Origin of the sequence: Sphingobium sp. (assembly GCF_033795625.1) — a bacterium.
In the GTDB taxonomy this organism is placed as follows: domain Bacteria; phylum Pseudomonadota; class Alphaproteobacteria; order Sphingomonadales; family Sphingomonadaceae; genus Sphingobium.
In genome coordinates, this window is record NZ_JARYGI010000003.1 from 148424 (window position 1) to 163492 (window position 15069).

Annotated in this window: 12 protein-coding genes and 1 tRNA gene; 6 read left to right on the forward strand and 7 right to left on the reverse strand. The window is 61.9% G+C overall.

The annotated features are described in order from the left end of the window. Positions 1-12: 12 nt before the first annotated feature. On the reverse strand, positions 13-2562 hold the full coding sequence (locus QHC67_RS02850; RefSeq protein WP_319290701.1) for a penicillin-binding protein 1A: 2550 nt from the start codon (positions 2560-2562) through the stop codon (positions 13-15). Between the two features lie 56 nt (positions 2563-2618). Beyond that, positions 2619-3578, reverse strand: coding sequence for an N-acetylmuramoyl-L-alanine amidase family protein (locus QHC67_RS02855; RefSeq protein ID WP_413818476.1), 960 nt, complete (start codon positions 3576-3578; stop codon positions 2619-2621). Positions 3579-4023: 445 nt separating this feature from the next. On the opposite strand from QHC67_RS02855, the gene QHC67_RS02860 reads away from it, so the two are divergent. From QHC67_RS02860 to QHC67_RS02875, 4 genes are all read left to right on the forward strand, one after another. After that, on the forward strand, positions 4024-6780 hold the full coding sequence (locus tag QHC67_RS02860) for an Rne/Rng family ribonuclease (RefSeq protein WP_319290703.1): 2757 nt from the start codon (positions 4024-4026) through the stop codon (positions 6778-6780). 122 nt (positions 6781-6902) lie between these two features. Next, positions 6903-8276 (forward strand): M48 family metalloprotease, encoded by a 1374-nt coding sequence (locus QHC67_RS02865; protein ID WP_319290705.1) that lies wholly within the window; start codon positions 6903-6905, stop codon positions 8274-8276. Next, on the forward strand, positions 8273-9046 hold the full coding sequence (locus QHC67_RS02870; protein ID WP_319290708.1) for a DsbA family protein: 774 nt from the start codon (positions 8273-8275) through the stop codon (positions 9044-9046). The genes QHC67_RS02865 and QHC67_RS02870 overlap by 4 nt, the downstream gene beginning before the upstream one ends. 4 nt (positions 9047-9050) lie before the next feature. Beyond that, on the forward strand, positions 9051-9845 hold the full coding sequence (locus QHC67_RS02875; protein ID WP_319290710.1) for a transporter: 795 nt from the start codon (positions 9051-9053) through the stop codon (positions 9843-9845). On the opposite strand, the gene QHC67_RS02880 is transcribed toward QHC67_RS02875, so the two are convergent. Continuing rightward, entirely contained in the window at positions 9846-10523 is a 678-nt protein-coding gene (locus tag QHC67_RS02880; protein ID WP_319290712.1) for an RlmE family RNA methyltransferase, read from the reverse strand. After that, positions 10520-11653 (reverse strand): Ppx/GppA phosphatase family protein, encoded by a 1134-nt coding sequence (locus QHC67_RS02885; RefSeq protein WP_319290715.1) that lies wholly within the window; start codon positions 11651-11653, stop codon positions 10520-10522. The genes QHC67_RS02880 and QHC67_RS02885 overlap by 4 nt, the downstream gene beginning before the upstream one ends. Positions 11654-11893: 240 nt before the next feature. Between QHC67_RS02885 and QHC67_RS02890 the strand changes: the two genes are divergently transcribed. Beyond that, a tRNA-Gln gene (locus QHC67_RS02890) sits at positions 11894-11967 on the forward strand. 189 nt (positions 11968-12156) lie between these two features. On the opposite strand, the gene QHC67_RS02895 is transcribed toward QHC67_RS02890, so the two are convergent. Both QHC67_RS02895 and QHC67_RS02900 read right to left on the reverse strand, forming a co-directional pair. Further along, on the reverse strand, positions 12157-12378 hold the full coding sequence (locus tag QHC67_RS02895; protein ID WP_319290717.1) for a hypothetical protein: 222 nt from the start codon (positions 12376-12378) through the stop codon (positions 12157-12159). Between the two features lie 229 nt (positions 12379-12607). Beyond that, positions 12608-13174: a CC0125/CC1285 family lipoprotein gene (locus QHC67_RS02900; protein ID WP_319290720.1), complete on the reverse strand. Its 567-nt coding sequence runs from the start codon at positions 13172-13174 to the stop codon at positions 12608-12610. Between the two features lie 268 nt (positions 13175-13442). Here QHC67_RS02900 and QHC67_RS02905 point away from each other — a divergent pair, with 268 nt between their 5' ends. Then, positions 13443-13619 carry a hypothetical protein gene (locus tag QHC67_RS02905; protein WP_319290723.1) on the forward strand — a complete coding sequence of 59 codons (177 nt, stop codon included), beginning with the start codon at positions 13443-13445 and terminating at the stop codon, positions 13617-13619. Positions 13620-13703: 84 nt separating this feature from the next. Here QHC67_RS02905 and QHC67_RS02910 read toward each other — a convergent pair whose 3' ends face one another. Then, positions 13704-14771, reverse strand: a complete 1068-nt coding sequence (locus QHC67_RS02910; RefSeq protein WP_319290725.1) for a bile acid:sodium symporter family protein — start codon at positions 14769-14771, stop codon at positions 13704-13706. Between the last annotated feature and the right edge of the window lie 298 nt (positions 14772-15069).

The window sequence follows — 15069 nt, forward strand, 5'->3', positions numbered from 1 at the left end:
TAGCGGGCAAATTCAATATATGCCGCCTTGCTGCTGCATAAAGTCACTGTCGGTGCTGGGCCGCGATGCCGCACGGGCGGCACGTGCTGCGGCGACCTTCTCCTGCGCTTCCACTTCATCCTTGCGGATGCTGCGGCGCGGTTCCGATTCGGGCTTGAACGCTTCCCATATCACCGCTGCCTTGGGGTCATCGGTCGGCCACGCACCATAGACGCGCTTGCCCGAGCGGCGATCGATCCTCACCATGCGAATGCCCGCCGGCGCAACGAACGGCGTTTTCGGCGTCTTGGTCAGGATAGGCGCCATCGCTTGTTTCCAGATCGGCGCGGCGATCCGGCCGCCCTGCGCGTACCCGCCAAGGCTGCGCGGCTGGTCATAGCCCAGATAGACGCCTGCAACCAGATCGGGTGAGCCGCCGACGAACCACACGTTGGTCGGTCCATTGGTAGTGCCGGTCTTTCCGAACAGCGGCCTTTCGAGGTCGCGCAATACCGTTGCCGTACCACGCTGGATCACGCCTTCGGTGATATGGACCACCTGGAAGGCTGTCATCGGATTCATCAACTGCCGCCCCTCGGGCGTGAAGCGCGGCATAGCCTTGCCATCCCAATTCGGCATGTTGCAGCCCTGGCAGGCCCGCCACCGGGTTGGCCAGATGACCTTCCCGCGCCGGTCCTGAACATAATCCATGACTTTTGGCGTCAGGGACCGGCCGTGGTTGACCAGCATTGCATAGGCATTGGTGAGCTTCTCCACAGTCGTCTCGCCTGCGCCCAAAGCGAACGAGAGATAGGGCTGATAGTCGCCGATGCCCATCGTCTTGATGGTCCGGACCACACGCTCCATGCCCGTCTGCGACGCTGCGCGAACGGTCATCAGGTTGCGCGATTGCTCTACGCCCCACCGCATCGTCTGCGGCCCAGCATTCTTTCCGGAGAAGTTCTTGAAGCATTTCTGCCCCAGATTGCCGCCCTGATAGACGCAGAACGGCCCATCGACGATGATCGATGCCGGGGTCATGCCGCTGTCCAGTGCGGAGGCATAAACGAACGGTTTGATCGTGGAGCCAGGCTGCCGCAACGCCTGAGTAGCGCGGTTATATGCGGACAGTCGCGCATCGAACCCGCCCTGCATCGCGTGGATACGGCCGCTCCGCGTTTCCTCGATCACCATTCCACCGGACACTTCAGGCACGTTGCGCAAGGCCCAAGTTGAGCCATTGCGCACGACTGCAATCAAGTCGCCCGGCTTCAGCGCCTCGAAGGCCGGCCGGCCAGTCCTGCGGTAAAGAATCTGCGCTGCACCTTCGGGCAGTGTTCCGGTTTCACCACCGCTGAGGCCGATCTGCGCGCTGCTGCCATCCCTGGACAGCACGGCTGCGATCCGCCAGCCTTCGTAATCTATGCCCACGGCGCTTGCAGCCATCTCACGCTGCCAGCCATTGTCCGGGTTGATCTTGCCGACCGGTCCGGACCAGCCCTTCCCCGCCGCATAACGCTGCAACCCGGTGCGCAACGCAGCCGTCGCCAGGTCCTGCATTTCGGTGTCCATCGGCGTGCGGACCCACAGGCCCCCGGAATAGACGCTGTTCGGACCATCCTGCGCCTTTTCGCCGAAAAGCTGGATAAGGCGGCGTCGCACTTCCTCGATATAATAGCCGCCCGCGTTGCCATAAGGCGAACCGTGCGGGGCGACTGTGCCGAGCGGCTGCGCCACGGCCTCGTTGAACTGCGCGTCGTTGATGAAGCCGTTGCTGCGCATCTCGCCGAGCGCCCAGTTGCGGCGTTCCAGCGCCCGCGCCAATCCGGTCTCGCTTTCCGGGCGGTAGTTTGCGGGCCCCTTTGGCAGGATGGCAAGATAGGCCATTTCAGGCAGTTTCAGGTCCGCTACATCTTTTTCGAAATAGGCCCGCGACGCGGCCTGCACGCCATAAGCGTTCCGCCCGAGAAATATCTGGTTGAGATACAGTTCGAGGATCTGCTGCTTGGTCAGCACATTTTCGATACGCCAGGCGAGGATCATCTCCTTCACTTTGCGCGTGGGCGAATATTCGTCGCCAATCAGCAAATTCTTGGCGACTTGCTGCGTTATGGTCGATCCTCCGCGCGCACGCTGTCCTGATCCGAGCTTGCTGACGTAATCGAACACGGCTCCCGCAAATCCGGGAAAGTCGACACCGTGGTGGGAGAAGAAGGTCTTGTCCTCCGCCGCCAGATAGGCCTTGATCAGGAGCGGGGGATAATCGGCATATTGCAATTGCACGCGCCGCTCGCGAGCATAGCTGTGGACAGGTTGTCCATTCACGTCGCGCACGATCGTGGGGAGCGGCGGCTCATATTCCAGCAGCGTGGCCGCGTCAGGCAAGCCGCGGGCAAAGATCAGCCAGAACAATCCCATGGCGATAAAGATACCCAGCAGACCATAGCTGACAAAGCGGAACCAGCGCTGCGCCCAGCGTTCGCCGAACTGCTGCTTCAGGCGCGCACGAGCGCCGCCTGCATCGCGACGTGCGCGATAACTGTAGTCATCATTGTCCGGGGGGGTAGGAGCAGCCTCATCCATCGGGAAGAGGCTTTAGGGCGCTATCCCTTACAGGACAAGGGCATGCGCGCTCAGTGTCACGGCGTTGCGGCGCGGCGAGCGAAATAGATCTCGATCGCTTTTCCTACGCCGTCGGCGATTCGCCGCTGCCCGGCCGGAGAGGTCAGGAAGGCTGCGTCGATGGTGTTGCTGATATATCCGGTCTCGAACAATACCGAGGGCGTATCAGGCGCCTTCAACACAATCAGCGAGGCAAAGCGATGCGCCGTGCTGCGGAAGGGCACCATCGGCGCTGCCTCCCGCTGCAACAATCGTGCGAAACTGGTCGACTGCGCCATCGTCTCCCTTTGCGTCAGGTCGATGAGAATGGACGAAACGCCTGCGTCCTGCGCGCCGAGATCGACGCCGTTGATGATATCGGCCTTGTTTTCCCGTGCCGCCAATCGTGCCGCTTCCTGATCGGACGCCGTTTCTGAAAGCGTATAGACGGTAGCGCCCCGCGCTTGAATGTTCTCAGCCGCATCGGCATGGATGGAAATGAAGAGGTCGGCACTCAGCCGCCGCGCTATGCCGTACCGTTCCTGCAGAACAAGAAAGCGATCGTCATCGCGTGTCAGCGCTACGCGCACTTTTCCCGTCGCCAACAAACGGTCGCGGATCGCCTGCGCCACGGCTAAAGTGAGGTCTTTCTCCCGCACATTGGCCTGCGCATTGATGGCGCCGGGATCATGGCCGCCATGCCCTGCATCGATGACGACCAGCGGGCGAGTGGCGTCTCGCGGCCCTTCTACCGCAGGCAGCTTTATGCCGCGCGCGGCTGGAGGTATGGGAACGGTGATGCTGTGCATCTTGCGCGGCGGTCGTGCGTTGAAGGCCGTCTTTGCCAAATCCAAGCGGGCAGCGGGCAAACCAGCCGAAGCGGGCATCGCGATGCTTAGCGCAATATTGAGGGCAAGAGAGGCGAACATCGCCTGCTTCTGCCCATTTCTTCGCGTCGCAGTCCAGACGAAATGATCGCAGGCGGGGTGATGGCTCATGCCGGGACATTAACCATCTGTTTACCATGTTGCTGCAAAGCGGACTTGAGAAGCGTTTGTAACAAAAAGTTCTGGGTCGCCGTTGCCCCATCGTTTCTTGACTGCTACCCCTCACGTATCCCGTGAAGTCCGCACATCTGCGGCATACGCACGAGATGCTTACGAATCGCCGCCAATCGTGAAGGCGATCCAACAGGTTGACGCTGCATGAGGCATTTTTCCACGTTCCCGAACAGGCCCGAAAGGGGTCTTGGGGCGTGGACGGCTCTTGCCCGGCCCGGAAATATTCCCGGCCCTGCCGCTGCAGCAGACACGCTTACCATCGATAAACCCCGGACGATGATCCAGCTCGCGCCAATCATGGCGCGCAGGCTCCGGCCGTCCCTCACCTTTAGCGTGGTCGCCAGGTCCTTACCCGCCAGCCGCCACGCCCGGAGTATAATGAATGACACTGCGTATGATGATCGATGCGCGCCACCGGGAAGAAACCCGTGTCGCCATCGTCAAGGGAAACCGGATCGAGGAATTTGATTTCGAGTCCGCCGAGCACAAGCAGCTCAAGGGCAATATCTATCTCGCCAAGGTAACACGAGTCGAGCCGTCGCTGCAGGCGGCGTTCGTCGATTACGGCGGCAATCGGCACGGCTTCCTGGCTTTTGCCGAAATCCACCCCGATTATTACCAGATTCCGAAGGAAGATCGCGAAGCGCTGCTCCGCGAGGAACGCGAACATGCGGCCGAAGAAGCGGCATTGCGCGCCGAGGAAGACGACGAAGCTGCACTAAGTGGGGATGTCGAGGAACTGGACGCCCCTTCCGAGCACGACCATGATGACGCGCATCACGACGATGAAGTGGAAGGCGAAAGCGCCGAAGGCGGCGAACAGCCGCGCGCGAACAATCGTCGCAAGGGCGGCGATGACGCGGCCGAAGACCTGCGCCGCAAGCGCATGGCGCTCCGCCGTCGCTACAAGATCCAGGACGTCATCCGCCGCCGTCAGGTGCTGCTGGTGCAGGTCGTCAAGGAAGAACGCGGCAACAAGGGCGCGGCGCTCACCACCTATCTCTCGCTAGCGGGCCGCTATTGCGTCCTGATGCCCAACACGTCGCATGGCGGCGGCATCAGCCGGAAGATCAGCAATGCGGCCGACCGCAAGCGTTTGAAATCTATCATCGCCGAAATGCGCCTGCCATCGACCATGGGCTGCATCGTCCGCACGGCGGGTCTTGCCCGCACCAAGCCGGAAATTCGCCGCGACTTCGACTATCTCGCCCGCCTCTGGGACGAGATCCGGGAGAAAACCCTGAAGGCGTCCGCGCCCGAGCTGATCCACAACGACAGCGACCTCATCAAGCGGGCGATCCGCGATATCTACAACAAGGATATCGAGGAAGTGATCGTCGAGGGCGAGGAAGGCTATCGCGCAGCGAAGGACTTCATGAAGCTGCTGATGCCGAGCCATGCGCGGCGCGTGAAGTCCTATGCCGACACGGTGTCGCTGTTCCAGCGCTTCGGCGTCGAGGACCAGCTGGCAGCGATGTACAATCCGGTCGTGCAGTTGAAGTCGGGCGGCTATCTGGTCATCAACCCGACCGAAGCGCTTGTGTCGATCGACATCAACTCGGGCCGTTCGACGCGCGAACATGGCATCGAGCAGACCGCCGTCGCCACCAATCTTGAGGCTGCCCGCGAAATCGCGCGACAGCTGCGCCTGCGCGATATGGCCGGGCTAGTCGTCATCGACTTCATCGACATGGAAGTGAACAGCAATGTTCGCAAGGTCGAGAAGGCCATGAAGGACGCATTGAGGGACGACCGCGCCCGCATACAGGTCGGCCGCATCTCCGGCTTCGGCCTGATGGAGATGAGCCGTCAGCGCTTGCGCACGGGCGTGCTCGAAGCATCGACGCGCGAATGTCCGCATTGCGAAGGCACTGGCCTCGTCCGTACGGCGTCGTCTGCGGGTCTCTCGGCGCTACGTATGCTGGAAGAGGAAGCGGCGCAGGGTCGCGGCACGCTCATTACGCTTCGCGCCAGCCAGGAAGCAGCTTTCTACGTGCTCAACAACAAGCGCCGCGAGCTGGACGAGATCGAGACCCGTTATGGCGTGACGATCTGCATTCTTCCGGACGGCGAAGTGGAAGGCGCACGCATGTCGGTGGAGGCCAGTGGGCCGAAGCCGACGCATGTCGTCACTTTCTCGCCCATCGTCGAGGATGATGACGATGATCTTCCCGAGGAAGAGGAAGAGTTCGAAGAAGAAGCCGAACTCGAAGAAGCCGAGGAACGTGGCCCCCGCGAAGGCCGCAGCGACAATCGCGAACGTGCCGAGCGTAACGGCGAGGAAGGCGAAGGCGGCCGTCGCCGTCGCCGTCGCCGTCGCCGTCGTGGCGGTCGTCGTGACGAAGAAGGCAATGAGATCGCTGCCGATCAGTCCGAAGGCGCCGAAAGCACCGAAAGCGGCACGGAGGCCGGTGATCAGACAGAGGATGCCGATCAGGCTGAACTCACAGATGGTGGCGAAAACGCGTCGCTGATCGTCAGCGATGAGCAGGCCGAAGCCCGCCGCCGTGGACGTCGCGGTCGTCGTGGCGGTCGCCGCCGCCGTGGCGAGAATGGCGAAGGCGAAGCGCAGGCAGCTGATGGCGAGGAAAGCCCTGTGGCAGCGGAAGGTGAAGTGGAGGCAACAGGCGAAGAAGCGGCTGCTGCCGAAGCTGGACCTGCTGAGGTCGTGGCAGAAGCACCCAAGACGCGCCGTCGTCCCCGCGCCCGCAAGGCATCGGTAGAAGCGGAGGTTGCAGAAGCACCTGCCGCGGAGCCCGTCGCAGACGTTGCCGAGGTTGATGCCGCTGAGCCTGCTGCGCCCGAAGAAGCACCAAAGCCCAAGCGGACCCGCAAGAAGAAGGCCGACGCCGCACCTGAAGCCGAAGCAGTGGCTGAACCTGCTGTTGAAGCGCCAGTAGCGGAAAAGCCGAAGCGTACGCGCCGCAAGGCCGTGGCCGCTCCTGCTGCCGAGCCGACTGTCGAATCTTCGCCAGCAGAGGCGGCATCATCTGACCCGGCGCCGGAAGCGGCGCCGGTAGTCGATACGCCGCCTGCGCCTGCCCCGGAAACCGCTTCCGCGGCGGCCGATGATGCAGAAGGCGAAGAAAGCGACGGCTCGCCGCGTCGCGGCTGGTGGCAGCGCACCTTCGGAGCCTGACCCCTCGCCTGACTTGATCAAAGGGCCTTGTCCAGCCGGACAGGGCCCTTTTTTCATGTCACTGGCACGCCGTTGATCGCCCAGCCATTGAACCCGGCAGCGACTTCGCCCATAGCTGCGCCATGGCTTTCGCCCCCGCAGTCCGCTTGATGCTACGCCTCTTTGCCGCACTCTTGCTGTCTTTCGCGTTGCTGGTCCGCCCAGCCGCTGCGCAACAGGTCTTGCGCGACGCAGAAACCGAGGCACTTCTCGATGCGATTTCCGGCCCGCTCGTGCGCGCCGCCAAGATGGAGCCGCGCAATGTTCAGGTGCTCCTGATCAACGACAAGGAAATCAACGCCTTCGTCGCGGGCGGGCAATATATCTGGATTCATAGTGGCCTGATCGCCGCGGCCGACAACGTCAATCAGGTACAGGGCGTCGTTGCCCATGAGCTTGGCCATATCGACGGCGGGCATGTGATAAATTCATCGGAAGGCGCGAGAGCCGCGACCAACATCACGTTGCTCAGCCTCGTCCTGGGCGCCGCGGCGATGGCGGCTGGCGGTGGTGAAGCCGGCATGGGCATCATGGCGGCCGGGCAGCAGGCCGCGATGGGTAAATATCTCGCCTTCTCCCGGACGCAGGAAAGCTCCGCCGATCTTGCGGGCGCACGCTATCTGAGCGGTGCTGGCGTAAGCGGACAAGGCAGCCTCCAGTTCTTCAAGAAGCTGCAGAACCAGGAATATCGGCTGGCGATACCGCAGGACGATAGCTATGGGCGTACCCATCCTCTTTCCGGCGAACGCATCGCCGTGCTCACCGACGTGTATGAGAAGGACCCGGCGTGGCAAAAGCCCGTCGATCCGGTACTCGAACGTAAATTCGAGCGCGTGAAGGCGAAACTCATCGGCTTCGTATCTGACCCCGCGCAGACCCTGCGTACTTATCCCGAAAAGGACCAGTCGCTCCCCGCGCATTACGCACGCGCCTATGCCTGGCATAAAAGCGCGTATCCGGAGAAAGCTTTGTCGGAAGTCGCCGCCCTGCTGGCGGCGGAGCCGAACGACCCCTATTTTCTGGAACTCAAAGGACAGGTCCTGCTGGAAAGCGGACGCCCTGGCGAAGCCGTTGCCCCGCTTCGGCAGGCCGTTACGGGTTCGAACAATCAGCCGCTGATCGCGGTCCTGCTTGGCCATGCGCTGATCGCGACCGAGGACAGCGCGAATTTTGCCGAGGCGGAACGCGTCCTCCGCAATGCCGTGGCGCGTGACCGGGAAAACCCCTTCGCCTGGTATCAACTGGGCGTCGTCTATGAGCAACGCGGCGACATTCCTCATGCGGCGCTGGCGACCGCTGAGCGTTATTCGATGCAGGGGCAGGATGCGCTTGCCCTGCGCAGTGCCGATGCGGCCATGCAGGGCCTGAAGGAAGGCACGACCGATTGGCTGCGCGCTCAGGACATTTCGATGGTCTCGCGCGCCGCCATCGAGGCGCAGGGCAGGAAGAAACGATGAACGAAACTCCGGCAAGCCTGCGCGCGGCCCTGAAAAATGGAAAGATACAGATGATGTTGGGCGGATCGGCTTTTGTCGCGGCGGCTGCGGTTGTGGCCTTCTTCATGCAAAGCGCGGCTCCCGCCGCTCAAGTGGACAAGACGGATCGGGCCGCGATCGAAGCGATCGTGCGCGACTATATATTGGAGCATCCGGAGATACTGCCGCAAGCCATGGAGCGCCTGGCGTCGAAGCGCACGGGAGCGGTCATCGACCAGAACCGCGCAGCCATCGAAACGCCTTTTGCCGGCGCGTGGGAAGGCGCGGAAAAGGGCGACGTGACCCTCGTCGAATATTTCGATTATGCCTGCGGCTACTGCCGCGCAACTCTCCCGGAAATCGCCAAGCTGGTGGCACAGGACAAGAATTTGAAGGTCGTCTATCGCGAGTTGCCGATCCTTTCGGAACAGAGCGCCGACGCAGCCAAAGTCTCGCTTCTTGCTGCCGAAAAGGGCCAGTACATGCCGTTCCACAAGGCGCTCTATGGCGCTGGCCAAGTTTCGCGGGATACGATCTTCGCGGCCGCAGCCAAGGTCGGCATCGACCGCAAGGCTGCAGAGGCGGCGATAGTTTCGTCCAAATATAATGCCGAAGTGGAGTCCAATATCCGGATTGCCCAAACCTTGCAGGCGACCGGCACGCCTACGTTCGTCGTCGGCAATCAGGTTCTGAACGGTGCGGTTGGCTTCGATGCCCTCAAGGCTGCCGTTGCGGCGGCGCGAGGCAAATGAGCCGGTGCGGCGATCGCTCCTGATATGCCTGCTGGCGGCCGCCACCCCTGCCGCCGCGCAGGATTTACGCGATCTTTGCCCCACCCGACCGGGTCTCGGAACGCCCCCCTGCATCGTCGACAAGGGCCATGTTCTCGCTGAAGCCGCGCTCGCCGACTGGACCCGCGATCAGGACGATGCAACGCGATCCGATACGCTGAGCGCGGGTGATTTGCTTTTGCGATACGGGATCGACGCGCAGAGTGAAGTGCAATTCGGCTGGACCGCCTATGGGCACCAACGTGAGAGGGATCGGCTGACCGGCAACGTCGAGGAATCGGGTGGCACAGGCGATGTCACGCTCGCCTTCAAGCGCAGCCTCGCCCAGCCCGACGGTTCTGGCTTCTCCATTGCCGTTCAGCCCTTTGCGACCATACCGACTGGCGGCGATACGATCGGCGCGGGCGACTGGTCGGCGGGCTTGATCGTGCCATTCAGCGCGGAACTTGCCAAAGGTGTATCGCTGCAATTTTCGCCCGAAGCGGATGCGGCCGTCGACGAAGATCGCCATGGCCGCCATCTCTCCTACGGCACTGTCGCAGGCATAGGGCTGGACCTGTCGGAAAGCGTCAACGCGGCGTTGGAAATCTCCGCCTTTCGTGACGAGGATCCTTCCGGTCACAGCACAGAAGTGCTGCTTGCCGCATCGCTTGGCTGGCAGCCCAGCGATGCGTGGCAACTGGATGTCGGCAGCGCCTTCGGCATCAATGCGAGCAGCCCCGACGCCCGCCTTTACCTCGGCCTGGCGCGGCGCTTCTGATCAGCCCGCCGCTTGGCTGCGGCCCTTGAACCCTTGCGCCACGACATACCATTCGCTCGATCCCTTGCGGCTGGCAGGTGGCTTGGCATGTTTGACCGTCGTGAAGTGCTTTTTCAGGATCGTCAGCAATTCGCGATCGGTGCCCCCGGCGAACACCTTGGAGACGAAAACCCCGCCGGGTTTCAATGTCTCGATGGCGAAATGCGCAGCCGCCTCGACCAGCCCCATGGTGCGCAGATGGTCGGTCTGGGTGTGGCCGACCGTATTCGCGGCCATGTCCGACATTACCAGGTCCGGCGCATCGCCCAGTTCAGCCGTAAGAACCTCCGGAGCCTTGTCGTCCATGAAGTCCATCTGGAGCAGTGTGACGCCTTCGATCGCGTCAGTGGGCAACAGGTCGATGCCGACGACCCGCGCCTTGGGTGACAATTTCCGCACGACCTGTGCCCAGCCGCCGGGCGCGACGCCAAGGTCGATGACGTGCCGCGACTGCTTCACGAAGTGGAACTTCTCGTCCAGCTCGATCAGCTTGAAAGCGGCGCGGCTGCGCCACCCCTGCGCGCGCGCCATGTGCACATAGGGATCATTCAGTTGCCGCTCCAGCCAACGCGTCGACTGCGCCGTGCGCTTCTTGGCGGTCTTTACCCGGATATGCCCGACGCCGGTTCCTCTGGTCATGATGCAGCCCTGTGTCTCGGTACGCCGTCGCGATCCATCAACCCGCGCAATATGCCTTCGCGTATGCCGCGATCGGCCACGCCCAGCCGCTCGGCCGGCCAGATATCGAGGATGCTCTCCAGGATCGCACAGCCCGCCACCACCAGATCGGCGCGTTCCGTCCCGATGCACGGCAGCAGCCGCCGGTCGGAAATAGCCATGGCCGCCAGCCGCCCGGATATGGCGCGCATGGAAGCCGATGGCACGATCAGTCCGTCTATCGCGGCACGATCGTAGCGGGGCAACTCAAGGTGCAGGCTCGCCAATGTTGTGACGGTTCCGGATGTCCCAAGCAACCGGACCGATCCCTCGGGCTTTGGCAGCCGCGCCGCAAAGCTGCGGAACGCATCGGTCACGCGCGCGCGCATCCCCGCATAGGCGGCGAGGCGTGCCTCCGAATCTTCGGGGTCGAAGACTTCGGATTCGGTCAGCGACACCACACCCCACGGCGCGCTCTGCCAGTCCAGGATGCGCGGAGCCGGTCCTTCCGTATCCACCAGCACCAGTTCGGTCGATCCGCCACCGATGTCGAATATGAGAGCGGGGCCCTCACCCGGCTCGAGCAACGCATGACAGCCGAGCACGGCCAGCCGCGCTTCCTCTTCCGCCGTGATGATGTCCAGCGCTATGCCCGTTTCTCGGTAGACGCGGTCGATGAAGGCCGGCCCGTTGCTGGCGCGCCGACAGGCTTCGGTGGCTACGGATCGGGCGAGCGTGACATGGCGGCGACGCAACTTGTCCGCACAGATCGAGAGTGCCGCGATGGCGCGCTCGATGGCCACATCACTGATGCGCCCGCTCGCGGCGAGACCTTCACCCAAGCGCACTATCCGGGAAAAGGCGTCCACTACGATAAATCCGTCCGCCGATGGCTTTGCTATCAACAGGCGGCAGTTGTTGGTGCCCAGATCAATGGCGGCGTAGGATTTCCGGCTTGGCCAGCGACCCCCTGTGGCCGAGCGCAGGGCATCTGCCGCTGCACGCATCAAAGGCGTCGGCGGGGCTGCTGGGAGTGAAGCCGCAGGGGCGCCATTGCCCCTCTGGCCGGGGTTTGGCGAAGGCTGCGGCAACGGGCGGCTGCGCTGCACCATGGCCGATAACTCACTTTTATATTTTCCATACGCCGCGTCAGGCGTTGGTACTTGGAGAAGAGAGTAGGGTCAGATGTGCAAAAGCGCAAGTTAGGCGCACCGGCTATCTTGCCGCGCGCCGACGAGCACGTACATCTCGATCGGCTTGCATCATCCTGCTATGGCATTGACAGGCAGGAGCCCCCTGCTTATCTGCGCCTCTCCGGCGGCTAGCTGAAAAGCGAAGCGCCTCCGGGCTGATGCCCCGTCGTCTAATGGTAAGACAGCGGATTCTGACTCCGCCAATCGTGGTTCGAATCCACGCGGGGCATCCAATTTTCTTCGATTGCCATCAAGGATTGCGCTGGCGTCTCTTCGTCGAAGACGTTTCAGTACGCACACGGCGCACAAGCCTGGGCCGATCCGGTGCCCAAGCAGAGCAATGCCGGGTTCAGGTATCTACCGCGTCATCAAAGGTCATGCGCTCGCCAATGCGGCTGCGCCTCGGCCTGACTTACCCGGGTTCATCGGTCCTCAAAGGGAAGTCCGCTCTGGTCGGCGGCAGAACCCGTGAGTGTCCGCGAACCCACCTGCTTGGAGCCCTTTGTGCCAACCAGAAGGCGCGCTTCATAAGCCTTCGCCAAATCGCTGTGCGCTTTGCGAGCGTCGGCACATGCCGCTTCTGCCGCTCGCAGATGCTCTTCCGACGCTCTGCGCAGGAAGTAGGTCGTGTCGTTCTTGCCCATTGCTCCTCTTTCTTTGCCAGCCGAACTCCATCCACTTACAGGCCACTAAATCAGACCGCATTAAGCCATGTTATACAAAGGTTTAGCTTTCATGGCGCAAGGTGGCGCGGCTCTTCTCTTGGGATGTCGAGGGCATTCAGCCTGCCAAGGTATTAGCGCGGCGCAGCTTTGATCTCCTGACTGTGCAGCCAGCCTGCGCGGAGATCCGTGTGGCGCTTCAAGCTATGCTTCACTTTGGCTGCACGATCCTCGTTCGCAGATTGGAAATGACCCAACGTGCATCGAATGCCCGGACGTTGTCGGCGGGTTTGGGTCCCTTGCCCATCACGATTTCTGCCGTCGCCTCATAGCGGTCGACTGTGCGGATATCTATCGAGCGGTCCCAGAAAGGATCGCCCCAGAAGGGATCCCAGCTTCGCCAGCCCAGACCCCCGCGCCCCCAGTAGTGCCAGCGCGGCCCCCAGTAGCCGTAGGGTCCAGGGCCGAAGGGCCGGTCTGCATAAACCTGGCTGCGTTTTTCCGTGTCACGATCCGCCATGACGAACCAGTCATATCCACGGCTGACCGTAAGTTCCGCAGCGCGAAACAGCAGATAGGTCTCGACCGTTTCGCGCGAGGTCATGCTGTTGCCGGCAAAGCTGACGCGGTAACGGCTGTCTTCGATCTGCAGGTCGCTATAGCCGCCGGCTGTCGCGCTCCTGGGATCGAGTGGCTGGTAAGGGGTGGCTGTCGTACACGCGGTTAGCGTGACGGCCAGGGCAAGCGCTAATGCAGTGGCAGGGAAGGCAGTGCGCATCACGTGCTCCAGTGGGATTGCTGATGATGAACTCGCACGGCAGCCGATGGGTTCGGCCCTTGCCTCGGCAGTAGCTATACTGGATTAGGCTACAGGGCGAAGTCGGGCGGTGGATAGTATCGTCATCGGCACAGGTTGCCAGATGCGGCTGCCAACCCTTGTGAAAGATCGTGATGCTGTGGCGTGATACGGCAGGTCGCACCTGGCTTAACCAAGGAACGGCTGGCGCGGGTGCGAGTTTGCGCCTTTATCAATGATGGAGATGACGATGGCTCAGAAAGGCGCAGGTGGAAATCCCGGAGCGATAACCAAGAAAGGCGGAGACGGCGCCAAGGGCAGCACTGGAACCGGGCGCGGTGGCGGGAACACTGGCAGCCGCGAAAACAAGACCGCGACCAAGGACAAGAAACGCAGCGGTGCCGGGAGCAAGGGCGGTAGCGACTAAGATCGGGCTCGACCGTTAGAGCACGCCCCGAGCCCGGCTTGGCTAGCCGTCTGGCGACAATCCCCTTCCGCTTCTGGAAGGTGTTTATTTCCTGCCTCGACGGCCTATAGCTGCCGGCAGCGCTGGCTTGCCTGTATCGTGATCGACCCCATCCTCCCGATGGGCGTACTGGCGTGCGAGGATCGCGCACACCATGAGCTGGATCTGATGGAACATCATCAGCGGCAATATGATCATTCCCACGGTCGGTCCGGCGAACATCACGGTAGCCATGGGGAGCCCACTGGCGAGCGACTTCTTGGACCCGCAGAATTGCAGAACAATCTCATTTTCAACGGAGAAGCGCAGAATGCGGCGGCCGATATACGCGGTCGCCAACAGGGCAATCGTCAACAGCGCGCATAGGAGCAGAATGAGCACCACGAGATCCTTGGCCCTTATCTGTGTCCAGATCCCATCGATCATGCCTTGTGAGAACGCCATGTATATGATCAGCAGAATCGATCCCCGGTCTGCATAGCCTAGCACCGTCCTGTTGTGCTGAACCCATCCGCCGATCACTGGCCGCACCAGCTGGCCAGCGACGAAAGGCAGCAGCAGTTGCAAGGTGATATCGCGAAACACCGCGAAAGACAGCGCCGCGCCTTGCGCCTGCAACAGCCATCCGGCGAGGATCGGGCTGATGAACACACCCAGGAGGTTTGACGCGGAGGCGGCACAAAGTGCCGCAGCAACATTGCCGCGTGCTATCGAGGTGAATGCAATCGAGGATTGAACAGTGGATGGCAGCACACACAGGAAGAGAAAGCCGGTTACCAGCGCGACTGGCGTCCCACTGGGGAAAAGTGGTCTCAGGGCAAGACCGAGCAGCGGGAACATCGCGAAGGTACACAGCAGCACCACGATGTGAAGTTTCCACTGCAGCAGGCCATCGATTGCAGCCTGAGGTGAAAGGCGTGTACCGTAAAGGAAGAAAAGAAAGACGATGCTGGCCATTGATGCATATTTGACGAAGACGGCGGCCGTGCCCTGCGCCGGCACGACCGCGGCAATTGCCACCGTGACCAGCATCAGCCCAATATAGGGATCAAGCAGTTTAGCCATTCGACTCATCCTGTGCCGATCTCTGTCAAAATGGCTCCCTTCAAGCAAAACTCCTGTCTAAGCGAGGCAATGATTGGCGTTGTCACGCGGCATCTTGGCCAGCATATCCATCGTGCGGTAAGGCCCGACAAGCTGGTCGATACGCCGATCGAGTTCGCAGCGACAAGCATGGAGTGGCACTCTTGCAGCTCTATCCGTTCGTCGGATGGGGAACAATGCAGGAGAGTGGATCAGTTACAAGGATCGCGCATCCGCCGCGGAAGATTTAACAGGTCGCGGAAAAAGGCTCTTCACCTGACCGTGTTGGCATGATTCAATGCCCTAAGCGAGATTTGAGGGGATTGCG